General features: G+C 34.6%; 32 protein-coding genes. 20 read left to right on the plus strand and 12 right to left on the minus strand.

Annotation, left to right across the window (positions count from 1 at the left end; translation table 11 throughout):
- The 5 genes from AC5SLP_RS07250 to AC5SLP_RS07270 all read right to left on the minus strand — a co-directional run.
- On the minus strand, nucleotides 1-1,376 hold a 1,376-nt coding region (locus AC5SLP_RS07250), incomplete at its 3' end, for a hypothetical protein (protein ID WP_495254488.1).
- Complete coding sequence (locus tag AC5SLP_RS07255; RefSeq protein WP_495254489.1) at nucleotides 1,352-1,732, minus strand: YkgJ family cysteine cluster protein; 381 nt, start codon at nucleotides 1,730-1,732, stop codon at nucleotides 1,352-1,354. The genes AC5SLP_RS07255 and AC5SLP_RS07250, both read right to left, overlap by 25 nt.
- Nucleotides 1,720-2,418, minus strand: a complete 699-nt coding sequence (locus tag AC5SLP_RS07260) for a tRNA1(Val) (adenine(37)-N6)-methyltransferase (RefSeq protein ID WP_495254490.1) — start codon at nucleotides 2,416-2,418, stop codon at nucleotides 1,720-1,722. The genes AC5SLP_RS07255 and AC5SLP_RS07260 overlap by 13 nt, the downstream gene beginning before the upstream one ends.
- Nucleotides 2,419-2,421: 3 nt before the next feature.
- A complete protein-coding gene (locus AC5SLP_RS07265; RefSeq protein WP_495254491.1) occupies nucleotides 2,422-5,535 on the minus strand; it encodes a hypothetical protein in 3,114 nt (1,037 codons plus the stop codon).
- Nucleotides 5,536-5,543: 8 nt separating this feature from the next.
- Nucleotides 5,544-6,503, minus strand: a complete 960-nt coding sequence (locus tag AC5SLP_RS07270) for an NAD(P)-binding domain-containing protein (RefSeq protein WP_495254492.1) — start codon at nucleotides 6,501-6,503, stop codon at nucleotides 5,544-5,546.
- Nucleotides 6,504-6,775: 272 nt separating this feature from the next.
- Here AC5SLP_RS07270 and AC5SLP_RS07275 point away from each other — a divergent pair, with 272 nt between their 5' ends.
- The 10 genes from AC5SLP_RS07275 (at nucleotide 6,776) to AC5SLP_RS07320 (ending at nucleotide 13,126) form a co-directional block, all read left to right on the plus strand.
- Complete coding sequence (locus tag AC5SLP_RS07275; protein WP_495254493.1) at nucleotides 6,776-7,735, plus strand: transposase; 960 nt, start codon at nucleotides 6,776-6,778, stop codon at nucleotides 7,733-7,735.
- The gene (locus AC5SLP_RS07280) at nucleotides 7,728-8,024 is read left to right on the plus strand and encodes a hypothetical protein (RefSeq protein WP_495254494.1); all 297 of its coding nucleotides are present in this window, start codon (nucleotides 7,728-7,730) and stop codon (nucleotides 8,022-8,024) included. The genes AC5SLP_RS07275 and AC5SLP_RS07280 overlap by 8 nt, the downstream gene beginning before the upstream one ends.
- Entirely contained in the window at nucleotides 8,017-8,334 is a 318-nt protein-coding gene (locus AC5SLP_RS07285; RefSeq protein WP_495254495.1) for a hypothetical protein, read from the plus strand. Before AC5SLP_RS07280 ends, AC5SLP_RS07285 begins: the two co-directional genes overlap by 8 nt.
- Before the next feature lie 140 nt (nucleotides 8,335-8,474).
- Entirely contained in the window at nucleotides 8,475-8,672 is a 198-nt protein-coding gene (locus AC5SLP_RS07290; RefSeq protein ID WP_495254496.1) for a hypothetical protein, read from the plus strand.
- Nucleotides 8,669-9,211, plus strand: coding sequence for a hypothetical protein (locus AC5SLP_RS07295; RefSeq protein WP_495254497.1), 543 nt, complete (start codon nucleotides 8,669-8,671; stop codon nucleotides 9,209-9,211). Before AC5SLP_RS07290 ends, AC5SLP_RS07295 begins: the two co-directional genes overlap by 4 nt.
- A gap of 133 nt (nucleotides 9,212-9,344) precedes the next feature.
- Entirely contained in the window at nucleotides 9,345-10,730 is a 1,386-nt protein-coding gene (locus tag AC5SLP_RS07300) for a hypothetical protein (RefSeq protein WP_495254498.1), read from the plus strand.
- Between the two features lie 19 nt (nucleotides 10,731-10,749).
- Entirely contained in the window at nucleotides 10,750-11,142 is a 393-nt protein-coding gene (locus AC5SLP_RS07305) for a D-Ala-D-Ala carboxypeptidase family metallohydrolase (protein ID WP_495254499.1), read from the plus strand.
- A gap of 9 nt (nucleotides 11,143-11,151) precedes the next feature.
- Complete coding sequence (locus AC5SLP_RS07310; protein WP_495254500.1) at nucleotides 11,152-11,472, plus strand: hypothetical protein; 321 nt, start codon at nucleotides 11,152-11,154, stop codon at nucleotides 11,470-11,472.
- A 10-nt stretch (nucleotides 11,473-11,482) separates the two neighbouring features.
- Nucleotides 11,483-12,076 carry a hypothetical protein gene (locus AC5SLP_RS07315; RefSeq protein WP_495254501.1) on the plus strand — a complete coding sequence of 198 codons (594 nt, stop codon included), beginning with the start codon at nucleotides 11,483-11,485 and terminating at the stop codon, nucleotides 12,074-12,076.
- Complete coding sequence (locus tag AC5SLP_RS07320; RefSeq protein WP_495254502.1) at nucleotides 12,077-13,126, plus strand: hypothetical protein; 1,050 nt, start codon at nucleotides 12,077-12,079, stop codon at nucleotides 13,124-13,126.
- On the opposite strand, the gene AC5SLP_RS07325 is transcribed toward AC5SLP_RS07320, so the two are convergent.
- On the minus strand, nucleotides 13,121-13,624 hold the full coding sequence (locus AC5SLP_RS07325) for a hypothetical protein (RefSeq protein ID WP_495254503.1): 504 nt from the start codon (nucleotides 13,622-13,624) through the stop codon (nucleotides 13,121-13,123). The two genes, AC5SLP_RS07320 and AC5SLP_RS07325, sit on opposite strands and share 6 nt — an antisense overlap.
- 190 nt (nucleotides 13,625-13,814) lie before the next feature.
- Between AC5SLP_RS07325 and AC5SLP_RS07330 the strand changes: the two genes are divergently transcribed.
- The 3 genes from AC5SLP_RS07330 to AC5SLP_RS07340 all read left to right on the plus strand — a co-directional run bounded on the left by AC5SLP_RS07330 (nucleotide 13,815) and on the right by AC5SLP_RS07340 (nucleotide 15,682).
- On the plus strand, nucleotides 13,815-14,582 hold the full coding sequence (locus tag AC5SLP_RS07330) for a hypothetical protein (protein WP_495254504.1): 768 nt from the start codon (nucleotides 13,815-13,817) through the stop codon (nucleotides 14,580-14,582).
- Between the two features lie 8 nt (nucleotides 14,583-14,590).
- A complete protein-coding gene (locus AC5SLP_RS07335) occupies nucleotides 14,591-15,193 on the plus strand; it encodes a hypothetical protein (RefSeq protein ID WP_495254505.1) in 603 nt (200 codons plus the stop codon).
- A gap of 132 nt (nucleotides 15,194-15,325) precedes the next feature.
- The gene (locus tag AC5SLP_RS07340; protein WP_495254506.1) at nucleotides 15,326-15,682 is read left to right on the plus strand and encodes a hypothetical protein; all 357 of its coding nucleotides are present in this window, start codon (nucleotides 15,326-15,328) and stop codon (nucleotides 15,680-15,682) included.
- A 432-nt stretch (nucleotides 15,683-16,114) separates the two neighbouring features.
- On the opposite strand, the gene AC5SLP_RS07345 is transcribed toward AC5SLP_RS07340, so the two are convergent.
- Genes AC5SLP_RS07345 through AC5SLP_RS07355 form a run of 3 tightly spaced genes read right to left on the minus strand, consistent with a single transcriptional unit; the run spans nucleotide 16,115 to nucleotide 17,232 of the window.
- The gene (locus tag AC5SLP_RS07345) at nucleotides 16,115-16,306 is read right to left on the minus strand and encodes a hypothetical protein (RefSeq protein WP_495254507.1); all 192 of its coding nucleotides are present in this window, start codon (nucleotides 16,304-16,306) and stop codon (nucleotides 16,115-16,117) included.
- Between the two features lie 4 nt (nucleotides 16,307-16,310).
- Nucleotides 16,311-16,913: a hypothetical protein gene (locus AC5SLP_RS07350; RefSeq protein ID WP_495254508.1), complete on the minus strand. Its 603-nt coding sequence runs from the start codon at nucleotides 16,911-16,913 to the stop codon at nucleotides 16,311-16,313.
- Nucleotides 16,914-16,917: 4 nt separating this feature from the next.
- Nucleotides 16,918-17,232, minus strand: coding sequence for a hypothetical protein (locus AC5SLP_RS07355; protein ID WP_495254509.1), 315 nt, complete (start codon nucleotides 17,230-17,232; stop codon nucleotides 16,918-16,920).
- Between the two features lie 186 nt (nucleotides 17,233-17,418).
- Between AC5SLP_RS07355 and AC5SLP_RS07360 the strand changes: the two genes are divergently transcribed.
- The 6 genes from AC5SLP_RS07360 to AC5SLP_RS07385 all read left to right on the plus strand — a co-directional run bounded on the left by AC5SLP_RS07360 (nucleotide 17,419) and on the right by AC5SLP_RS07385 (nucleotide 20,972).
- Nucleotides 17,419-17,772, plus strand: a complete 354-nt coding sequence (locus AC5SLP_RS07360; RefSeq protein ID WP_495254510.1) for a hypothetical protein — start codon at nucleotides 17,419-17,421, stop codon at nucleotides 17,770-17,772.
- Nucleotides 17,773-17,783: 11 nt separating this feature from the next.
- Entirely contained in the window at nucleotides 17,784-18,125 is a 342-nt protein-coding gene (locus tag AC5SLP_RS07365) for a hypothetical protein (protein ID WP_495254511.1), read from the plus strand.
- 1 nt (nucleotide 18,126) lies between these two features.
- Nucleotides 18,127-18,351, plus strand: a complete 225-nt coding sequence (locus tag AC5SLP_RS07370; protein WP_495254512.1) for a hypothetical protein — start codon at nucleotides 18,127-18,129, stop codon at nucleotides 18,349-18,351.
- Between the two features lie 168 nt (nucleotides 18,352-18,519).
- On the plus strand, nucleotides 18,520-19,755 hold the full coding sequence (locus tag AC5SLP_RS07375; RefSeq protein ID WP_495254513.1) for a glutamate-5-semialdehyde dehydrogenase: 1,236 nt from the start codon (nucleotides 18,520-18,522) through the stop codon (nucleotides 19,753-19,755).
- Nucleotides 19,752-20,330: an ATP-binding cassette domain-containing protein gene (locus tag AC5SLP_RS07380; RefSeq protein ID WP_495254514.1), complete on the plus strand. Its 579-nt coding sequence runs from the start codon at nucleotides 19,752-19,754 to the stop codon at nucleotides 20,328-20,330. The genes AC5SLP_RS07375 and AC5SLP_RS07380 overlap by 4 nt, the downstream gene beginning before the upstream one ends.
- A gap of 27 nt (nucleotides 20,331-20,357) precedes the next feature.
- Nucleotides 20,358-20,972, plus strand: a complete 615-nt coding sequence (locus tag AC5SLP_RS07385) for a DedA family protein (protein WP_495254515.1) — start codon at nucleotides 20,358-20,360, stop codon at nucleotides 20,970-20,972.
- Between the two features lie 3 nt (nucleotides 20,973-20,975).
- On the opposite strand, the gene AC5SLP_RS07390 is transcribed toward AC5SLP_RS07385, so the two are convergent.
- Nucleotides 20,976-21,392, minus strand: coding sequence for a chemotaxis protein CheX (locus AC5SLP_RS07390; RefSeq protein WP_495254516.1), 417 nt, complete (start codon nucleotides 21,390-21,392; stop codon nucleotides 20,976-20,978).
- Nucleotides 21,393-21,513: 121 nt separating this feature from the next.
- Between AC5SLP_RS07390 and AC5SLP_RS07395 the strand changes: the two genes are divergently transcribed.
- Nucleotides 21,514-21,792, plus strand: coding sequence for a J domain-containing protein (locus AC5SLP_RS07395; RefSeq protein ID WP_495254517.1), 279 nt, complete (start codon nucleotides 21,514-21,516; stop codon nucleotides 21,790-21,792).
- 28 nt (nucleotides 21,793-21,820) lie between these two features.
- Here the strand turns inward: AC5SLP_RS07395 and AC5SLP_RS07400 are convergent, their stop codons facing one another.
- On the minus strand, nucleotides 21,821-22,135 hold the full coding sequence (locus tag AC5SLP_RS07400; RefSeq protein WP_495254518.1) for an NIPSNAP family protein: 315 nt from the start codon (nucleotides 22,133-22,135) through the stop codon (nucleotides 21,821-21,823).
- A gap of 84 nt (nucleotides 22,136-22,219) precedes the next feature.
- Nucleotides 22,220-23,584: a class II 3-deoxy-7-phosphoheptulonate synthase gene (locus AC5SLP_RS07405; RefSeq protein ID WP_495254519.1), complete on the minus strand. Its 1,365-nt coding sequence runs from the start codon at nucleotides 23,582-23,584 to the stop codon at nucleotides 22,220-22,222.
- Nucleotides 23,585-23,643 lie beyond the last annotated feature (59 nt).

Below are 23,643 nucleotides of genomic sequence, written 5' to 3' on the forward strand. Positions count from 1 at the left end.
ATGTCTTTGTTCATGTCTTTGTTCATGTCTTTGTTCATGTCTTTGTTCATGTCTTTGTTCATGTCTTTGTTCATGTCTTTGTTCATGTCTTTGTTCATGTCTTTGTTCATGTCTTTGTTCATGTCTTGCGTGCATTTTTTAATGGCATTAAGGTGCGTGACAACCTCTTCTTCCACAATATTTTCACCAAAATTTTTCATAATTTCATAGGCTTTATCGCATTGCCCTAATTTATAATAGCCCCATGCCAACGAGTCAAGATAATAAGGCGAATTAGGCTCCAACTTAAGGGCTTCTTGAACAAGTTTAATGCCCTTTTGAACATCGATATCATGGTCAATCAGTAAGTAACCATAATAGTTAAGATAGACAGAATCTTTCAAAAGACTGGTGACTTCTTCAAATTTATCGGAAATGGATTGTAAGATTTCGGGGGTGAGTTGTTTTTTATTCATCTCGTACTCGTAAATAGCCATTTTACCGAGATAATCGAGGTTCTTATTGTCATCATAAAGCTTTTCAGCCAATGTGTAAGCGCTTTTAAACTTCTTCTGTGTTGCATAGATTTGAAGTAACAGATCTTCGTTAAAATGTGTTTTTTCTAAAAATGTGGTGGCTCCTTTGACATCTTTGATGTACATCAAAAGCTCAACAATTTTTTTGGCTATCTCTTCATTTTGGCGCTCTTTATAGAGTTTTTTATACGTTGAAATTAGCCCGTGTACATTGCGGTCACGCCCATAAATATCAATCAGTTTGAAACAGACATGCTCTCCGCATCCTTCGATATTGGCATACGTCTCTAAATAGGCAATTGCGTCATCTTTGCGATCTAAAAAGCGGTATAAGAGTTCAACGATATTGAGTAAAAGCTCTTCCGATTGTTCTTGCTTGTAAGCGCTTTCAAAATATTTGAGCGCTAAATCATACGATTTCATTTGTAAATATAAATTTGCGGCAATGCTGAGATGTTGAACCGTTTTATCATAAGCGATAAGTTTGAGTATCTCTTGTTCTGCCTCTTCATAATGCTTTTCTTTTACCAATTGTCCGACTAAAAGACGGTTGAAGTTCTTTTCATCAGGGTATTTTGTAAGACCCTCCGTGATTAGCTGGTGCGCATCAGGTGTGCCCAGTAAAAAAGCCAACCCCGCTTCTTCTGTCAGATAGACCTTTTTTTGGCTCTGGTCATAAAGCGTGTGATACACATTTTTAGCGTTTACATAATCGCCATTTTGTTGATAATCAAGTGCTTGCAAAATAAGATTGTCTTCTTCTTCAAATACTTTCTTCGTTGTTTCGGTATAGACCACTTCTTTTGTGCTACATCCTACAAATAAGAAAAAAACGACTATAAGCGAATAATACCGGGACATTCTGTGACTACCTCGTCAATATTTTCTTTAAAATATTCCCAAAAAGGGAATGTACGACACTGTTTTGGTCGAACATCATAGATTCGACACATCTTTTTTTCCATGTCAAAAAAGACACAGCCATAACCGCCTTCGTAGGCGATCTCTTTAATCGTGAAACGATAGCGAATTTTTAGTAAATAGTTATTGATAAATGCTTCTTTTGACAAAGAAAGTTTCACTGCAATTGCATTTATCTCCTCTTGTGTTACCCAAATGTATCCACTTTCTCCAATACAGCATTTTCCAGAGCAATTTTGACAAGCCTTTGGATCAAATGCATAAGGATACCCCTCTTCTTGCATTAGGATTGCCATTGAAGACTCTTTGTTGCAGATTTATCAAAAATGGCTTGTACTTTTGATGATATAACATCGCCATCATAGATAAAAAGTGGTGCATGAACTTTGCACAATGTTTTTGAGTTTTTACGTGCACGAATCATAACCAATGATGCTTCTTTATCTTGTTTGGAATGCACAAAGCAGATGTCTTCAACATTGAGCTTTGCTTTTAAAAGAGATGCCATTAAACTATCTAACTGCTTCGCATCGTAACAGAAGATAAAATAGCCACGATTGCTGAGTGTTTTTGTCACTTTTTGAGCAAATTCCTCGAAAGGAAGGGCGCTACTGTGACGACTTAAGAAGAGTGATTCATTTTCACTTCTTACGACACCATGATGGTAAAATGGTGGATTAGAGACGATAATATCCATTTTTTCATTAAAGGGAGTCTCTAAAAAATTATTACATGTAACGCTTTCAAGCGTTATAGCGTTCTGTTTTGCATTAGTCGTTGCTATTTTAATGTTAATCTCTTGAATATCTAAAAGATTTACATGTAAAAGTGGAAAATCGCGTTTTAAGAGCAATCCTAAAATACCACAGCCACATCCCACATCCATCAGTTTCCCAACGGGCTTAAAGGATGCGATGAAGTCATACAATAGCAAAGTATCGCTGTTATAGCGATACCCATCATTTGATTGAAATAACATCATGGCTTATTGGTACACCTTGATTTGGAAGCCTCTTGCTTTATCTTGCTCGATATTGGAGAGTGCATAGCTAATTTTTGCTCCCTCTCCCACGAAGGATTCAACAAGCTCGCCGCCTGCTTTGGCTCTCGCTTTTCCCAAACCTATGTTGGCAAGTCCTGTAATACGATCAATTTCACTGTCTTCAACACCAATTTTTTTACTTTTGATAAGTTTTAAAGAGGCAAAGCCTCCATTATCAACAATGGGCGCTACTTCGAAGAAATATGAACTATCGTATTGGGCGAGAAAAGCTTGAACCTCTTGTTTACATTTTGCGGAGACAGCATTGACGCCTGTTCCCATATCGGTACAAGTGATACTGGCAACCAGAAGAGGTTTTTTACCTTTGGGTTGTTTTTGACTTACCGGCGAAGGTTTTGGCGCACTGGTTGATGCTGAAGCGACTTTGGTTGCCTCAAGTGTTTTAATTTTATCGTTTAATGTTTTAATGGTTTGCTCATGTGCAGCCAATTGTTTTGAAAGAGCATCTTTCTCTTTTTCAAACGCTAACGTTTTTTGTTGCAGCTCTTTCTCTAAAGAGAGGCTTTTTAACGTATCTTCTTTTTTAGAAGAGCCCAATTGTGCCTCTTTAGATTTAAGCGCCGTTTGGAGTGCTTTAGCGGTATCTAAGTAGGATAATTCAGCCTGTTTCGCATCATCTTTTGTCTTTTTGAGTTGTTCTTCTAAGGTCAGTTTTTGTGTTTGTAACTTTTTAAACTCTTCATTAGATGCTAGAAGTTGCATCTCTTTTGATTTTACCTCTTTTTCTAACGCAATGATTTTGAGTGCAACCTCTTTTTTCGTAGAACCGACTTCACCTTCTTTATTTTTAATTTCTGTTTGAAGCGTTTTTATCGCCTCTAAGTGCTGTAATTGTTCTTGTTTTGAAGATTCTTTTATTTTCTTAAGTTGCTCTTCGACATCGAGTTTTGCTAAGGTTAATTTTTTGTTTTCGTCTTTCGCTGCAAGAATTTGTGTCTCTTTTGTTTTAGCCTCTTTATCTTTGGCTTTTAATGCATCAAGATACTCAATCTCTTTACGGCGTAACTCATCTTTAAGATCAACCAATTTGGCATCTTCACTCACACGATTTTTTTCAATGAGCGCAAGTTTTGCTTTTAAGTCTTCGACTTGTTTATTGGTTGCTTTTGTTGCATTGGTTTCTGCTTCTTTAAGCGTTACATGTAATGCTTTAATGCTCTCATTTTGACGTGTTATCGTATCGTTTTGTTTTTGCAGTTCAAGCTCTTTGCGTTTGAACTCTTTATCGAGCGCTGCTAGTTTGAGTGTATCGTCTTTTTGTTGATTGGCTTGAGCAATCTCTTTTGCTTTGATGTCCGCCTCAAGTGCTTGAATTTTTGCGAGATAATCACCCTCTTTTTGTTTCAATGCTGTTCGCAACTCATCATTGGCTGTTCGGGCCTCTTGTAGTTTACCATTTTGTGCATCGTTTAGCTTTTGCGCATCATTTTTAAGAGAAGCTAATTGTGTTTTAAGTGCTTGTAACTCTTGTTCTTTTGCACTGTTTTTTTGTTTGAGTTCATCGTTTGTACGAGTGAGTTCATCCGCATGAAATTGCATACGGTCATAGTTTTCTTTGGCCGTTGCTTTGTATTCACTAAGCTGTTTATCTAGATTAGCAATCAGCTCTTTTTTGGATGCTTCAAAGTGTGCTATTTTCTCATTGAAAATTTTGTAGTTTTTATTATGAACTTTATCATTTTCATCGACACGTTTTTTCACTTCTGCTTCCACATTTTGTTTTTCATTTTTAAGGTTAGCAATGGTTGTGTTAAGGTCTTTGATAATGACATCTTTCTTTGCCAATGCCTCATTTTGTTTTAGAAGCGCAGCATTGAAGTTTTTTTCTGTTAGTTGTGCGTTTTCTTCAAGTTTTTTGTTGGTTGCAGTTAATTCCGTATTGAGTTTTTTCTCATCTTCTAAGTATGTTTTGAATTTATTAAAATCTTTTTCATTTTCAAGCATAAGCGCATCAATGTGTTTTTGAGCGCTTGAAAGTTCTGCATTGAGTGCTTTTACTTTTTCATCTTGTGCTAAAAGTTTCTTTTGATTTTCTTGGTCTTGGTCTGCCATATCTTTTCGATTTTGTGCAATAAGCTTTTCAGTATCTGCTTTGAGTTGCTCAATGGTTTTGGTGTATTTGGCAATCTCTTCTTTATGCTGTTGGTCATTAAGAATCAGCGTCTGTGTCTGTTTGGTCATCATTTCGTTTTTTTCTTTACTACTTTGTACAAGGTCGCTTTTAAGCTTATCAATTTCGTCTTGTTTACGCATAAATGCGCTTTTTGCAGTCTCATTATTGGTATTGATTTGTTCATTCAGCAATGAAATTTGGTCGTTCAATAACTTGATTTTTTCTTTATAATCGACTAATTTTGCCTGCTCTTCTTCACGTGCTCTTTTTATATCTTGGCGTTTTTTATCTTCATCTTCTTGTGCTTGGTTCTTCAAATCTTCAATTTGAGAGCGAAGGGTATTGGCTTCTATGTTGGCTTTTTGAGAAATCACAACATTCTCTTTTTGTAATTCATTGATTTTCATCGTCAAATCACTGATGTTTCGATAATGTTGTTGTTCCGCTTCATTAAGACGTTCTGTATTTTGACTCATCCATTGGTTTTTCTCTTCTTCACGCTCCGTCTCTTGTTCTTCGAGTTTTTTCACCAAATCATTTTTTTCATTCATCATCAATAAATTATCATGTTGTAGAAACAAAAGTGTCTTTTGAAGTTTATTAATCAAGCGCTTCATATCTTGCTTTGTCACTTCATTCTCAGGGAGGGTTTTGCCTTGCTCATCTAAATAAGTGTCTTCCAATAAAGAAGAAGCATCTTTGCTTTGCTCAAGAATAGCTTCTTTATCAATATATCGTTTTTGGTCTTCTTGTGGGAGGTCGCTAAATTTGACGTCACTTTTACTGATATACTTTTCGCCCAGTTCATCAAATGAAACACCACCAAAGTTGCCGAATTGGTAGGAGAGAGAACCTCCTACAACAATGATTAAACCAAGCGCTATATTAATGATTTGCGAAGATGAGAGAGACACTTTTGCCATTCAGAACCTTACTGTTTATGTGAATTGAGAATATGTGATATGATTTGATAGGCATGATTGAGTGCAATGGCAATTGAACCACCGCTCTTCACGGCGATATCTCCTGCAAGATAAAGGCCTTTTGTTTTTGTTTCGTAATTTTCATCAAATTCTGGTTTGCCTTCGCTATCGAAGGTGATGCCGCATTTTTTTAGAAAATCAACCGGTGTGGTTCCACCAATAGCATAAATAACACGATCATAAATCGTATAGTATCCATCTGTAAAATTGACTTTTACCAAACCGTTTTCATTTTCGATAGAGACGATGTCCATGCCTAGTCGTAAACGAAGTTTCTCTTGCCCATTATACTCTTGAATCAATTGTAGGTTAATATCATTGAGTCTGCTAAATGTAGCGCGGCGATAATTTAACGTAACGTTGTTGCTTTTTGAAAGTTCGATGGCATATTCAACAGCAGAGTTTCCTCCTCCAACCAAAAGGAGCTTTTCCCCTTGCGAACATTTATCTAGGTTGAAATTGATGCGATCTTTCAGCGAAATGGGTAAGGTATAATCAGGCTTATTGGGTTTTCCCATTGTTCCAATGGCAATCACGATATATTTAGCGCGATACCCCGCTTGGGTGGTAACGATGCGAAATTCATCGCCCTCTTTGGTAATGCTTTCGACTTCGCTATTAAAAGCGGTATCGATTTCTCCTTTATCCAAAAGAGAATCGAAATAATTGAGTGTACTCTCTTTCGTTCCATCGCGAAAGTCAATACTCCCTTTGAGTTCAATCTCTTGACCTTTGTAGTTTTTATCGACGCGTTTGTTATCTTTATAAAATTTGCGGATTGTTTGAGAGTGGTTGTCCCCTTTTTCAATCATCAAAATATGTTTGATGCCTAAGACTTTTGCTTCGACAGCAGCTCCGATACCGCCTGGGCCTCCGCCAATAATGACTAAATCGTAAATCTGTTGCATGGCATGTTCCTTATTTGTTGTCTTCTTATGGTAACTATTATACTTGTAAGATGCTTTTCGACAAATAAGTTTTTAACATTTGTTCTCTTTTTTGTTAAAAATTATTATTTTGTCACGATATGCACGCTTGACCCCGTTATTATACTTAGGCTTATTTGCCTGATTCGGAGATAGGGGCTTTCGTGTACTAACTTTTAATAATAATCTTGTGTCATTTGAACACGTTTACAAGTATAGAGAAGTACACACATTAAACATAAAAAGGATTTACCATGCGTAAAGTTTTTGTCGGTGTTGATGTTTCTATGGAAAAGTTAGATATTTCCGTTACCCTTGACGGTTTAAAATATGACCCTCTTCAAATCTTAAATAATGAAGCTTCTATTCTTGGTCTTTTTGATTATTTGAAATCAACATATAAAAAAAGTGCTTTTTATTTTGGTTACGAGGCTACATCGAATTATATGCATGTATTGCAAAAACTTTTACATCTTCAAGATGGATTTTCACAAATTATGATTAATCCCTATCAAATGAGTCACTATCTTAAGCATTTAAACTCACGTAAAAAAACTGACATTCACGATAGTATGGGTATTGCTAAATTTATTCAAACATTAGAAGCTGATGAATTTAAAACAATCTTTTCTCAATCTGAAAAAACACTTCGTAAATATACATCATCTATTGACCTTTTACGAAAACTTGAAACACAATTAAAAAACTTTTCTCATTCTCAAAAAAATAATCCTATTCCTTTGATGGATACCTTAATCCTTGCATTAGTACATAAAATCAATGAGGTTAAAAAGGATTTGGAAAAACAAGCCCAAAAGGTTTTGGTAGATTTTTTCCCACATGTTCTAGATTTACAAAAAGAGATTAAAGGTGTCGGATATGCTCTCCTTTTGGAATTAGTGCCTATTTTTTTACATTCATCTCATTACACAATAAAACAACTTCAAAGTTTTGTTGGTCTTTCACCTCGTCTTTTTGAGAGTGGTAGTTCAATCCATAAAAAAGAAAAAATGTCTAAGCGTGGTAGCTCATTAATTCGTAAATTGCTTTATCTCTCTACCATGTCCGCTATTCGTTTTAATGACATCATTAAAGAAAAATACAATCGTTTAGTTGAAAGCGGCAAAAATAAAATGGTTGCATTAGTTGCGTGCATGTCTCATTTATTCCGTGCTGTTTATTACAAATTTAATAAGGGGGTTTTTAATGTTTAGAGTTGAGAATGTTGAGCAGTTATTAAAAATTGCTTCTTCTGTTTACGCTTCAAAGTTTAATAGTGATGTTACGCACAAAAGTACGTTTTTTCATCCTAGAAAATCGGTTGTTTATTCTTTAGTTTTTGTTCATTCTTTGAATTCTTTTGTTGTAGGAAAGATTTTATTTGATGAAAAAAGCTTTAACGAAAAAGGTTTTAATGTTCTTCGTGTTTTTTATAGTGAACAAAATGCACGTGGATTTTATGAAAATCTTTTTCAACGTTTGCACGGTTTCAAAAATGCCTAAAATCGTTTTTAATAATATCCCTACGGCTTCTCAGCCTTTCCCATTTGAAAGGTTTGACAATGAGATTGATTTGAGTGAATTAAAGCTCTCTTATCGAATTGTGCATGATGATTATTCGTCCACTGCTTCTCTTGGTGTTCAAAATTCTAAAGGCCATCATGTTGATATTGGTGAGATTAGATTTTATCACTCTGGAAAGCTTTTTAATTTTGAGCAAACTTTAGATAGTTCTGAAATTTTAGTCAAAGAGATTGTTAAACGTTTTAATTCTTTTCTTCCAAAGGGTCAGCAATGTTTAAAATTGTTATGAATAACAACGTCATGGACTCATGCCGTACATATGGTCAAGCTCTTAAGAAAGCAAAAAAAATTAAAGAGCTTTTTTGTAAAAAAAATACCTTTGTCGTTACTGTCGAAACTGACGAGGGTTATGTTATGGATACTTTATAAATGAAGTTTGAAATTAGTCAAACGGATTATCAATTGTTTGTATCTGTTTTGACTTTATTAAGAGAAAAAGGGGGTTATAACTCGTCATTAACACGTCAGGAATTGGTTGTTCATTCGGGAATAGGTGACTGTCTCATGTCTAGAAAGATTTTAAATTCTTATAAATTAGAAAAATTATTAAAGGAAACAATTCAATGAATACAAAAAAAACACAACAACAAACACAAGATTTTGATACTCAAACAAGTATCGAAGAAATTAACGGTAATCCAGTACCCGTGACAGTCTTTGCACCCGTAAATAACGGCGATGCGGCAAACAATGTACCTCTTAAGGATATGTCGCCAAATGGTCAAGTTGTCTCTATGACTTTGGATGAGCAGAAGAGACAATTGCGTGAAATGCTTTCACGTCTTAATAGGAATATTATTGAATTAGGTGTTACAGTTGTTTCAAAAAGAATTGTTCAAGGTGGTATTGTTTTTGAAAAAGATTCAAATAATAAAAAAACTGAAACTCCTCGCATAGATGAATTTGGCAATGAGGTTAGATACCCTGATACTAATTATATTACTCTTTCATTTCGGGGTGGTAGTAAAGAATATCCAGTTTCTGAAGATTTTTACAACTCTGTTGATGTTGGGGGAGAATATTTATTTAAAGGTCGTTTAGGTGCTGTTCGTTCTTTTGGTAAAACTGACTTTGACATTGTGTGGAATTCTTATGAATTTATTTGATTATTGAGGGCTTAATTGCCCTCTTTTTGTTTCTTGAAACTCTATTCGTAGGGCTTCAAAAAGCAAAAATCACTTTGCCCCCACAATGGTTTATCAAGGGGGGTTAGGTGCGACAAATCTCAAAAGGTCTTAAATGCAAAAAATGGTTAAGCTTTGGCAAAATATAGATACTCTTAAATATCATCTCTATCCTTCACAACTTTTAAACGGTAAAGATATTACGGCTTATAACCAATTGATTGATACGCTTTTAAGTGTTAAATTTGAAGCACAACAAAATCGTAATGAAAATAAAAGCTATGCACAATTTCAGCACTCTTTTGGTGAAAAGTATTTTCAAATTTCACCTTCTACCGTTCGTGGGTTCTCTGTTTCTATTCAAAACGCAGATATTACAATCCATTTAAAAAAGCTTGTCATTACAGCCGACCAAAGCCCCTTTTGTAAAGTTGAGTTTCGTGCCTCTTTTCTTCAACGATACGGCTATATATCTGCTGTTCAAGAGGTTAATTCCTTTCTTTCTAGATATATCATTTCTAACTATACGATTAAGATTAGTGAAATCCATCTTCAATGCGATGTTCAAGGATATAGATTTTCTATTTTAGACTTTCACCGTATTAAATCAAAAACGAAAAATAACCGCATTTATGATGATGAAACCTTGACGGATAGTCATTATTATATGGGGCGTTCATTTCAAGGTTTTATGCGTGGTAGTGGTGATTACATGATGCGTGTTTATAATAAATCCAAAGAGATTAAAAAGTTTCCTAATAAGAGTTTTATTGAGGGATTGTGGCGTACTAATAAAGATTATGACCCAACGCAAGAAGTATTTAGAATAGAGTTTCAGATTCGACGTGAAAAGCTTAAAAACATGGTGATTGGTGGTGTAGTCCTCGATGGATTTGAAATAATCCTTAATAACCTTAATAATCTTTGGGGTCGTTGTTTGGAAGATTTTAGTCTACGTGATATTAGCGATAAAGATACTACTGAGATTATGCTAGGTTATAAAACACTTAAAAATGGTTCTCAAAAAATTCTCACGTTTGATGCTGTAAGACAACGTTTTCTAAGAAGTGACGTTCACCCTCTTTGGTCTGTTGTTTCTACGTTTAACGGTCATTTTAAGACTGATATTATTGAAACATTTAGAAAACCTTTTACAACTGATTTTATTTATGTTCATAATGCATTTAAAGCATTTCTTTCTACAACTCTATCGCATTATGGAAATATCTTACCGTGTACGATTGAAGATGCTATAACAAAAGTTCAAGACTATACACAATCAAAGCATCAAAAGACAGTTTTAGAAGATGTCTATATGAAACGTTTAGACCGTTTTCATAAGTTAGAAGTTTTTAATCCTGACGATGAAAAACTTTATCAAAATAAACACTACTTTGTTAATCGTGTATTTGACACAATCGACCAAACTTACAACGCCTTGCATGATATTGGTGTCGGTTTGAATGATAGTTTTATAGAGAAATTTAGTGCAAGTTTTTAAAAAAAAGGAGTTTAAAAAGATGCCATTAACAAATAATGCACTTATTGACTGGTCGCAAATAAAACACTTTAAAGAAAGTGAGTTTACATGTAATTGTGGATGTGGTTTGAATAACATTCATAAAGAGGTTGTTCTATTATTGGATAGTGCTAGGGATATGGCACAAATTCCTTTTAGAATTAATTGTGGTTGTCGTTGTATTAAACATAATAAAGAGGTAGGGGGTGTTGAAGATAGCGCACATATAAAAGGTTATGCGGTGGATATTTCCGCTCGTGATGATAAGTCTCGATTTATTATCGTTTCGGCTCTGTTGAAAGTAGGTTTTAAACGTGTTTTAATGTATGACACGTTTATTCATTGTGATGATGATTTGGAAAAACCAAATCCATTATTAACAATTATGAAATAAGGATAAAAAATGAATTTAGAAAAATATGATTGGAGTGCAGTTTTAAAAGGTGTTGGTCAAGTTGCTACGGCTTTTAATCCTGCCATTGGTGGTGGTTTGATTATGGCTAGTCAAGTGGTAGAAACGTTTAACAAAGATACTGTTTTAGCTAATAATGACGTGCTTAAAAACGATGTAATCGGTTTAACTCGTTGTGGTGAGATTTTAACCGATTACATTCAAAAAGTAGAACTTAATCAAGCACCTACGCTTGATAATGTAAAGCTTGTTTTGACTTCTATCCAAAGTCTTGATGTACTGTTTGATAAAACAGTTGCGATTATGAAGTAAGGAGGGGAATATGTATACTGCTACTACTGCTGTTTTAACTGTTCCTTCGATTGATATTTCTACTACTCTCTTTGATTCAACTGTTGTTAATGTTGTTAGTGGTGATTTAGTTTTTTTAATTCAAGGTACAAATACTGAAACTGATAATTTGGAATATTTAGATTGTGTTGTTGTTTCTTTTACTGATAATATTTTTAATTATGGTAAAACTATTTTGAATTCTAATTTTCAGTTGTTTCTTTCTTCTGACCATAGTAGTTTTATTTTTACTTCTAGTGAAAATTTTACTTATGTTGATTTTGTTATTGAATCTTCTGCAATGTCTAGATTGCCTAGTTCGCCTAAGGTTGTTTTACCTCTTCCCAATCCTGATACTTCTCTAGATTTTTCTGTTGATGATTTAGACGGTAATTACGGTGCATATTCTAACGGTACTATTGTTAATGTTTTAGGGCGTGATGGAGATTATGAGATTTTAGCTTCTCAAAGTTTTTGGGCTTTCCCTGCTTCTGATTTTCAATCAAACTCAATCATTTATAAGTTACAAAAAGATGGTAAAATTCTTTTAGCTCCTCATTTTTTACTTACGTTAAAGGCTCTCTAAATGGCATGGGCTGGTCAAGGTTATACTGGGAAAACGGTTTATACTCAACCGTCTACCCCATTTTCTCTTTCTAGCGTTGAAGTTCCTTCGGGTTCTTCTCCTATTAATAATCCTTATTTTGTTAGACCTACTACTCGAACGGTTCTTGAAGTGGAAACCGAAAGAGCAATAAATGGTCTTGGTAAGGGTAAAACTGACGCCATTTTGTATTCGGCTAGTGCTTTATTGGAATTTATGGATTTAATTAAAAAAAATCCTGGTGTTGATTTGTCTGTTCTTCCTGAAGAGCAGCAAGCTCTTTTAAGAAATCCAAATTTAACTATGAATGAGATGGATACACTTTCAGATTATTTGTCTCGACAGCTTTCTAATGCTTCTACTCCTGCTCCAGTTGGTGAAACTTTGCCAAATGTTCTTAAAAGTAATACTAAGGCACTTGTCGAAAGTGTAGGTACTTTAACTTCTACTTTTGCATCAAAATTTGATTATTTTAATAATTATATGTATGGTCTTTTACAATACATGGATATTTTAATGGGCTATATGAATGATGCAAATACGCTTAAACAAAAGCAGTACGATGAAGCTAAAAAAGCAAAAGAGGATAATGCCGTTACGGTAGGTGATAAGAAAATGACACCTGAAGAAATTGAAGCTAGAAAAAATTATGCTATGTGGCAAAATTATGCTTTTAAAACTTCACCCGTTTCTAATGCTGTTTTAGAGGCTGATAATGTTCTTGGTATGACACCTTTAGAGATTGAAGCTTCGCATCGTTCTTTTGAGGTTGAGGCTAAAGTTTATGCAAAAAACCCTCAAAAAGTTTTTGATTGGGATAATAACGAGCTTGCTGATATTCCTCCACGTGAGGCACGTTTAGTTAAAGATGCTACTACGGCTATTAAGCATACGGATGAGAATAATTTTGAATTAGATGATGAAGATGTAGACATTGCTACACCTTTTGATATTTCTTCAGTTTATGGTTATGGTAGTGATGCTGAACCATTGAAAGAATTTTTTAATCGTTTGGGTGGTCAGGGTTTATAAGAGAGGGTTTTTTATCCCTCTTTCTTTTTCTTCTTGTTCTAGTTTTATACAATCACTTTTGTCTATACTAAAACTTCCTATGTATTTTTTAGTTTTACTTTCGTAATAATCATCTTGAAATCCTATATTTTTTGTATTAATATTTGTTCTTTGTAATTTGTTTTTACATATTTCTTTTCTTTTTAATTCATATATTGCTTTTATATATATTTTTTTTCCATTTTCTGTACTTAGTATTTTTTTTAATTTTTCATTTTTTTCTATATTTATTTCTTTTTGAAAATACATTTTTGAATTTATTGCTATTGCATTTGTTAATTTTGTTGTATCGTCTAATTTTATCGGTAATTTTTTTGACATTTCATTTGCATAATCTTTTGCTATTTCTTCACCAGTTCTATTATCAATTTCATTAAATTCTTGTTTTGTGTAATTTTCTTGTAATACGTCTGCAAAGAGTGATGAGGCAATTAATGCATAAAAAAATATTTTTTTCATAATTTTTCCTAATTAATTGTTTTTATATTTATACTCTATTTTTATTAAATTAAGTTTATTTTTTTAAATTTTTAGTTTTTTAAAATTATACACCTACCTATCGTAGTATTCGATTTTATCGTTTTATTTTTTGTTGTGTGTATAATTGTTTCTCTTCTTCTTAACATTCTTTTTAAAAAAGGGTGTTTTGATGGGTGATGGTGCGCAATTAAAATCAGTTGGTCAAAATTCTGTTGAAGAGTTTGCAGAGACTATTTTATATCAAGTGGGTTATAACGAGTTTCGTACACAAATTCAAGATTATACAAAAGATATATCTAGTCCAGTAATGAAAGATGCTATCGAAAGTGCTATGAACGTATTAGTTTTTGGTGCTTTATTTTATGCTATTCAAAAACAAGAATCAATTATAAGTTACCTTTTCGATAAGGCTGAACTTCTTTTAACTGCTCTTTTAGTTGGTCCTGCAAATCGTGCGTTAAATAAATTAAAACGTATGAAGGGAATGAAACTTTTTCGTAAAATGGGTTTTTTCCAAAATTCTAATCAAGAAAATATTATGACTGCTCAAATCATTGCTACTCATGCAGGTTTTAAGAATATGGCCCATACTTCAAATGGTCGTGCGGTTGAGGGTATTAGTGCTTATAAGATGCAATTAGATACTAAAAATTCTCTTATTCAAACTGAAAATCATCACATGCAATTTGGTAACGCTATGGCAAGTCGTTATAACGAAACATTGCTTTTTAAACTTTTTACTAAGTCTTTTACGGCTAATGATGAAACTCTCATTAAAAAAATTATTGGTCGTGATACTGCTACGGCTCTTGATTTTAATGACCTCAATCAAGTAGCAGATTTTCTTTTTGTAAAAGATACTAATGGCAAAATAACTGGTCTTAGTGAGGCTTTTTTTAGCCTTGTTAATGGTCTTGGTTATGTTCATAATAAGTAGGTTTTTTTATGTTTGTTGATGATTTTAAAAAAATGATTTTTTATGATGATACTAAAGCTGATTTTTTAAAATATGATTTGCTTCTTTCTCGTTATACGGTTTATTATTCTTTAGTTCTTGGTAATAGATTTTATTGTAGTAATGATGAACCTCATTGTTATCCTTATTTTATTGGTTTATTTGATAATGGTTTTGCATTTTGTCAAAATGTTAATCAAGATAGTTTTACTGAAAGTGATTTTTTTTCTACGCCTTTGGGTGTTGTCCGTTCTCATTATTCGTTAAATCTTGCTTCATGGTATACCTATGCTCAGTCTAGTTTTTCTCGTCCTTTTTCTTATGATTTATATTCAAGTCCTAATTTTAATTTGAATGATTATACTTTTAGTAATAAAATTTTTATTGCTTCTTTTTCTTCTTTTAATGATGCATTGTTTTATTATGTTAATAATTATAAGTCTTTGTTTGATGTTGTTTTGTTTCGTTCTTGTCCTGATGAACTTTACAAATATAAAAATGAACTTTTTTATTTGCGTATTCCTTTGTTTAATAATCCTTGTTGTGTTCTTGATTATAGTCCTATTGTTCAATTATTAGGGGGTTCTGTTTAATGGAAGAACAAATACAAAATTTAAAAAAAATATGTGAGCTTTTAGGTCTTGATACGTCTGAAAATGGTTTAAGTGGTTGTGCGTTAGCAAATAGTTATTTGCAAAGAATTATACAGTTTCTAGGGGGGTGATATGCCATTGTATCGTGTTCAATTAAAACAAGGTCGAAGAACGATTGTTAATCAGATTGAAGCTAAAAGCGTTGCTGATTGTATTGCTTTTTTTAAAGAACTTACGACTATGCAAGTGAGTGAAGTTTTAGAAATTAAATATCAAGACGAAACGACACCGCCTATTGATGATTTTTCATATTGGGCTTTATTTAAAGGGGTTATTAAAAATGACGCTCGAATGAGTAAACAAATTGTTTTAAATAATGTCAAACTTTCAAAAAATGAGAATGATATTGCTCTAGCATGTAAAACGCATTTGGATGTTAATACATTGAGTGTTGATAGCGTTGTTACAAGTCTTTTTAAGCATTCTTGATGCTTTTCGCTTGAAAAGCTCTTTCGCTCTTTAATACGTTCACCACTTCAAAAAAAAATCATCTTTAAAAAAATCTCCTACACCGTAGGTAGAGGGGCATACCGCCAATCATGGGACTTTGTCCCTTGTTGGTGGTATTTAGCCCCGTAGGATAAAATATCCTCGCTTGGCACAACCTACCAAAAGAGAAGAGAACGCCAAAAATGCCCCTGACCGACAACCATTTTCCGAAACTCCTTCCTAAACAGCTCGCTCTTTTGCTTTCTAACTTTATTTAGTGTGACTTTGCAGCTTTGATTTAGTGTGACGTAACAGGCTTTAAAATGTTGTTTTACCAAATTAACCAACTTAATACCAAATTAACCAAAAAAAAAGGGTGAAAATCTTCCCACATGTGGGAAAAAAATCACCCTTTTCTCTTTCTTAGTTACATCACACTTGTGTGATCGCTTGTATCTCTTTCTCTTCTTGCTCTGTTATTTCTTTCATATCTGCATCAATATTTCTAAAATAACCAAACGCTGTATCAATGTCATTTTTGCGTTCTATAAAAATAACGCCATGTCCTTGCCCATTGATAGCAGTTCTGTAATCTTGATTGTTTTTCATTGTGTACATGTGCATTTTTTTATCCTTTTGTGTAGTTTAAAACTATTTTGGCATTATAGGTCGAATAGTTTATTTTACTGTTTATTACGACTGTTCCGCTTGTTTTGTCTATGAATATGTCAATTCCATAGCTTATACTTTTAGGTTCAATTCTTGGTAGTGTGTATTTGAATTGTGTGTTTTCTGCATAGCTTTTTGAAGTATCTACCCAATATGTATTATTACTATTATAATTTGGTATTTTTACTCCCTTTGCTGTTGCGTTTGGTAATGCTCCAAAATCAATTTCAATTCCAAAAACTTCTTTACCGCCTCTTTTATATCCGCATTTGTATTCAGTTGCTCCTATGTTATATGTATCGCTTTTAAAATTTAAAAGCTCATTTATTTGGTCTTTTGAATACACGCTAAAATCAGCTAAATCTATTGTAATACTGCTTAACCCTCTCCATTCTATTGGTTCGATGCTTCTTAGTGCAAAGAAACCATAAGGCTCTAAGACTAAACAAATTTTGTTTATATCTTCTGTGGATGGCGTGTAACTGTCTCTTTCTGTTATGTTGGCAAATTCTAGATTATGAATGATATGAATATTGCCTTTTTTGATGTTTTTGTGTTCCATTTTTTTAAATCCTTACGATGTTTTCATCACAAAAAATGATTTCATTTTCTGTATAAATGATGTTTGAGGGTTCAATGACTTTCTTTTTAAAAGTCATACCGTTTATCTCTGCATTGTCTGCTATGTCTTTGAGCATGTTTGCGTAATTGGTCATATATTCTAGATAACCTATCTCGTGTTTATTACTACATGTAAGACCGCTTAAGTTTTCATGCTCTTCTAATCTGTTTCCGCATTTGAAACATTTAAGCTCACTTATATTCATAACGTCATAAGCAACCTCAAAAAATGCTTTAAAATCTTTGCTGTCTATAATCACATAAGACCCCTTTTTTGTGTTTTTTTGATGTTGAAATAGTATTTTTTTTCTTTACTTTTCTACATTTGCCTTTTTTTATTCCCTTTATTTCGTTGTTTTGATGGGGTATTAGTATAATTTCATTTAATCTTTTAAACTTCTTTCAACATTTTGCAAAATGAAAAAAAAGACTGTAAAGGATTGTTTATGCCTCTTATGAAACAAAAAATCGCTGGCAAGCAAGTTAAAACACTTGACGTAGACGGCTCGGCAGACGACATTCTCGCTCTTCAATCTTTGATGGAAGGTGAGATTTCGATTTATGATAAAAAGTTTGAGGGTGGCACAGCTTCACCTCTTCCTAGTGCTTTAAATGCTAAGTCTTTTAGCGTTGGTAAAAAAACGGGTAAAGCTACGTTTAGTGCCAGTGTTAAAATTCCTCATGTTAAGCCATCTCTTAACTTTGGTGAGATTAGAGCGATGGTTATTGGTTCTTTTGACCAAGACTATACAACTGCTGTTAAATGTGAATACAGCAATATGTTCTATGATAAAAATTAAGAGGTGAAATGATGAAAACTTTAATTAGAAACACTTTGGGTAACAAAACGCTTTCTTTTGCACTTCCTGCTGATGATACAGTTGCACAAACTTTTTGTACGACTGCTTTAGATGGTGAATTTGCAGGTTTTGTTGAGAGTTCTGTTGTTGGTAGTGACGTTGGTATTACGGGTTATAATGATGTTATGGTCATTGTTAAAAATGAAGCAGGTGCAAAAACCTACTTGCCAATGGCTCTTAAATCAAATATGAGTGAAGCGGATATTTATGCGGCATTGCTTGGTAAAACCTTTAACACCGTTAAAGCGGATTATCTTTATATTACGAAAATGACTGCTGTTTCATTGGCGTAGTATGAGTTTTACTTTTAGTCCTGAATTTCTTTTAACAGTTGTTATTCAGCTAGTTTCTATAATTTGGTTTTTTGCTTCAACCAGTGAGCGAGTAAAACGCCTTGAAGCGGATGTGTTAAAATTATGGGAAGTTCAGGACGAAGCTAAAGAAAAGCATGAATTAATCGCACGGATTGACGCAAAGCTCGACATGCTAATCGACCAAATGGCTTTAAAAATGAGTTAAGAGGCTTAATCGCCTCTTTTCTCTAAAAACTTCAAAAAAATAAAAATCTTTTAAATTTACCCCTTTTACCCCTTGACAATCATCATATAATCTCCGAACATACTTATGACATATTAAATATAAAAAGTGTAAAATCCTCACAAAATGCGACTGTAAGGAAAAAATAACGTGCAAACTTTTTTAGAACATGCCAAATCTGCTAGCAAAATCATTGCAACGCTTGATCCTCAGACAAAGGTATCTGTTTTAATGCAAATGGCAGAGTGTTTGGAGACAAATTGCGATAGTATTCTTCATGAAAATCAAAAAGATTTAGATGAAGCAACCAAAAATAACCTCAGTGCCGCTTTGATGGACAGATTGCTGTTAAATCCTAAACGCATTTTTGATATGGCACAAGCCATTCGTGAGATTGCCGCATTAAAAGAGCCTGTGGGGCGCGTTTTGGAAGGTTGGGTAGTGCAAAGTGGATTACGCATTGAAAAAGTGAGCATTCCTATCGGGGTGATTGGTATCATTTATGAGAGCCGCCCTAACGTGACCAGTGATACAGCCGCCCTTTGTTTTAAAAGTGGAAATGCGTGTGTGTTAAAAGGTGGAAAAGAAGCTTTTTACAGTAATCATGTGATTGCTTCATTGTTACAGACGGTTCTAGAAAAAAATGATTTACCAGCTGAAATCATCTCTTTATTGCCTGATAGTTCCAGAGAAAGTGTTGCTAAGCTTATTAAGATGGACAAATACGTTGATTTGATTATTCCACGAGGCGGTGAAGCGTTGATTCGCTATGTCAGCGAGAATGCGACGGTGCCTGTGGTAAAACACGACAAAGGCGTCTGCCATACTTATGTCGATAAAGAGGCGCAACTCGAGCAAGCCATAGCCATTGTTCTTAATGCCAAATGCCAACGTCCAAGTGCCTGTAATTCACTAGAAACACTCTTGGTGCATGAAGCGATTGCTACTACTTTTTTACCACGTATGAAAGAAGCCTTAGATGCTATGGGCACGACGATTAAGGGCTGTTCTAAAACACAAGCACTTTTACATGTAAATTTAGCAAGCGACGAAGATTATCACACGGAGCATTTGAGTAACGCTTTAAACATTAAAATGGTTGAAAGCCTTGAAGAGGCACTTTGGCACATTAGCACTTATGGTTCTTCGCATTCAGAAGCGATTATCAGTGAGAATTACTCAACAGCGGAGCGATTTCTAAATGAAGTAGACGCTGCTGCTGTGTATGTCAATGCAAGTACACGTTTTACCGATGGTGGTGAATTTGGGTTTGGTGCGGAAGTAGGTATTAGTACCAACAAATTACATGCACGTGGACCTATGGGTATTAACGACCTTACCACGTATAAATTTAAAGTCTATGGTAAAGGCCAAATTCGCGCATGAGCCAAGAGGTTTTACGCATTGAAAACCTAAGGTTTGGCTATCCTAATGGCAAGCTTTTATACGATGATTTTTCGCTACATGTTAATGTAGGCGAAGTCGTAACGATACTCGGCGCGAGCGGAAGTGGTAAAAGTACGCTTTTTGAACTGATTTCGGGTAATTTAAAACCTCAAAAAGGTGCGATTCATGTTACGTCTATTTCTGAGATTTTTCAAGACCCTTATACATCGTTTCATCCCACGTACACGATTTTAAACCAAATCAATGATGTTGCGTCGTTAGAAGATTATGAGCGTTTAATGATCGCTTTAAATTTAGATCATGCTTTGCTTCATAAAAAGCCACATCAACTCAGTGGCGGACAGCTACAACGGTGTTCGATTTTGCGAGCATTACTCATGAAACCTCACTTACTTTTAGCGGATGAACCCACTTCTGCACTGGATAATATTACAGGGCTTCATGTGATGCAGTTGTTGATGCAATTTTTAGATAAAGTGGGTATTTTATTGATTACACACGATAAGAATCTCTCCACGTGGTGCAGTGATAGAGTGATAGAATTAAAAGCATAGTACGGTGTTATTTTTTGTAGGAGTTTTATGAGCTTTATTGTAGCATGGATTGTTCAGACAGTCGGTTCGTTAGGATATTTTGGTATTTTTATTATGATGTTTTTAGAGAGTAGTTTTTTCCCTTTCCCCAGTGAAGTTGTGATGATACCCGCTGGATATTTGAGCTTTAAGGGAGAGATGAATCTTGCAGGAGTTATCGTAACAGGCATTTTAGGAAGTATCGCAGGTGCTTGGTTTAATTATTACTTGGCAATTAAGTTAGGAAGAAAATTGTTATTAAAATACGGTCACTATGTTTTTTTTACGAAGGAGACTTTAGAAAAAGTAGAAAGATTCTTTAAAAAACATGGTCCTATTTCAACGCTCAGTGGTCGATTGATTCCCGTCATTCGCCAGTATGTTTCACTCCCTGCAGGCTTAGCGCACATGGATATTACCCGTTTCTTATCATATACGGGGATTGGTGCTGGCATTTGGGTGAGTATTTTGGCTTTAATGGGGTATTATTTTGGTCAGAATGAAACGCTCTTACACGAAAATCTTCATATCGCTACAGTAAGCATTGTACTGCTTATTGTGTTTATTGGTGTTATTTATATTTGGCTTAACAAAAGAAAAGAACGCACGTATATACATAAATAAAAATCATTTACCGACGATAAACGGCTCACCTTTGACGATATAGCTATATTTTTCTTTAATCGTGATGGGAAAAGGTTCTGAAATATGTCCCATAAATTCAGGGACGCTGAGTTGGTAATGATGATGTGGATTTTGTTCTTCTAAAATAACTTTAGCAGAACCGATGATTTGGTTAGATATCTCTTTTAACAAATCATTCAGATCATCTTCATGCAGATTGTCTTCAAAAAGAAGATTTTTAGCAATTTCATTGAGTGTATTGCGTTTAAAAAGAAGATACCAGATATGCTCTTCTTCATTTTCATAGAGTGAAATTGCCGCACCGTAAAATTGTTTTCCATTTGAAATACCCGTTTCTAATGGTGCGTATAAGATAGTGGAACAAAAATTCTCAATGGCCTGAATCACAGCTTGTTTCATTTTTTTTCCAAAAAATATGATTTTGTGTTTTGATTATAGTTCAAAATATGTAAATTATAGTTTAAAGAAAATCCTAAGGCAAGAGAAGGAAAGATAAACTTTTCATTTGGGAGCAATACAAATGGCACCAGCTATTACGTTAGAAGCCTTTCAACAGGCTGTTGATATCTTAGGGCTCGTTGGTAAGATTGACAGACAAACGGTACGTCAAGTCTATCTTTTGTTATGCAGAGAATTTCATCCCGATATGCCAACAGGTGATCATGCCAAGTTTCAAGCGATTAATGATGCTTATGAATTGATAGAGACGTATATGAATCACTATCGATTTGATTTTGACAAAGCCGAGTTTAAAAAGCAGTATCCATTTTCGAAAAGTGATTGGATTGCAGGAAGATGACTGAGCGTTAAAACTCAGTCAAATAGGACTATTGAATCGGTGAAAAATTTGAGGCATACATTATTTTTGACTCTTGTTTATCAAGCATGGGTAAACCAAGAGGAACAAAGTTTTCAAGCCATTCTTTATCATTATAAAGCGCCCTCCTTCGCTCTTCTCGGGTATTAAGATCAGGATACTCCCAAATATGAACAACTTGGTTGAGTTCTCCAATATCACTGTACCAATAGCCTACAAGTTTTGCATATTTACTGATAATGGGCAACCCCACTTCTTCAAAATGTTTCATATATGCGTGCTGTTTTCCAACTTTCACGGTATACGTTCTCATTTCATAAACCATGTTTTTTCCTTATCGTAAAATAAAAATAAAATGAGCTATTTTGTTTTACATGTAAAGGCAAAAACCTTTACATGTAAAGAAGTTTTAATCTGCTAGAAATCTCTGGCGCGCCGCTTTGAGTGAATCTGCAATAAGGAATGCAAGCTCTAAGGCTTGGTTGGCATTGAGGCGTGGGTCGCATTGCGTTTGGTAACGGCATGCAAGGTTTTCTTCGGTGATCTCTTGGGCGCCACCGATGCATTCGGTGACATCTTGACCGGTCATCTCTAAGTGAACGCCACCAGGATAAGTTCCCTCTTGTTCATGCACTTTAAAGAAGCCTTTGACTTCACGTAACACTTCATCAAACGAACGTGTTTTATAATTATTGGATGCTTTAATGGTATTGCCATGCATTGGGTCAATGCTCCATAAAACATTTGCCCCAGCTTCTTTAACCGCACGTACCAGTTTTGGAAATTCTGTTTCTATTTTTGCGGCACCCATACGTACAATAATATTAAGGCGACCCGCTTCGTTTTCAGGATTGAGCTTATTAATAAGTTTCATAAGTCCTTCTGCCGTCATGCTAGGTCCCGCTTTAATACCAATGGGGTTTTTAACGCCTGTTAAAAATTCAACATGTGCATCATCGACATCTCTGGTTCTATCGCCAATCCAAAGCATATGGGCTGAACAGTCATACCAATCATTTGTAAGGCTGTCTTGTCTGGTCAATGCTTCTTCATAATTGAGAAGTAATGCTTCATGCGATGTATAAACTACCGTTTCATGAATGCTTGGTGTACTGGTCGATGTAATGCCACACGCTTCCATAAATGCGAGTGTCTCGGAAATGCGGTCACAAAGGTGTTGGTATCGCTCACCGAGAGGACTTTCGGAAACAAAGCCGAGTGTCCATTTGTGTACTTGATGCAAATCTGCCAAACCACCGCGTGAAAAAGCGCGGAGTAAGTTCATGGTTGCCGCAGATTGATTATAAGCTTTTAGCATACGTTTTGGATTGGGAATACGCGCTTCTTCCGTAAAGTCAATATCGTTGATAATGTCACCGCGATAACTTGGAAGTTTCAGTCCATCCATCTCTTCATAATCTGAAGAGCGAGGTTTTGCAAACTGTCCTGCAAGGCGACCCACTTTGACGATAGGACAGCCACCTGCAAAGGTCAAAACAACTGCCATTTGAAGCATTACTTTGAACATGTCGCGAATATTAACCGCATTAAACTCTGCAAAACTCTCCGCGCAATCACCACCTTGGAGTAAAAAGGCTTTTCCTGCTACGACATCAGCTAACGAAGCTTTGAGTTGTCTTACCTCACCTGCAAAAACAAGAGGCGGGTATTTGCTTAGTTCTTCTTCAACATTTTTCAACATCTCTTGATTCGTATAGATTGGTTGTTGCTTAATTGGTTTTTCTCTCCATGATGCACGCGTCCAAGAACTCATAAACGACCCTTCATTGATTTTTTCTTTATTATAATGATATTGCCTTTAAAGTCAATTGA

It is taken from the genome of Sulfurospirillum sp. E15m (assembly GCF_059415145.1).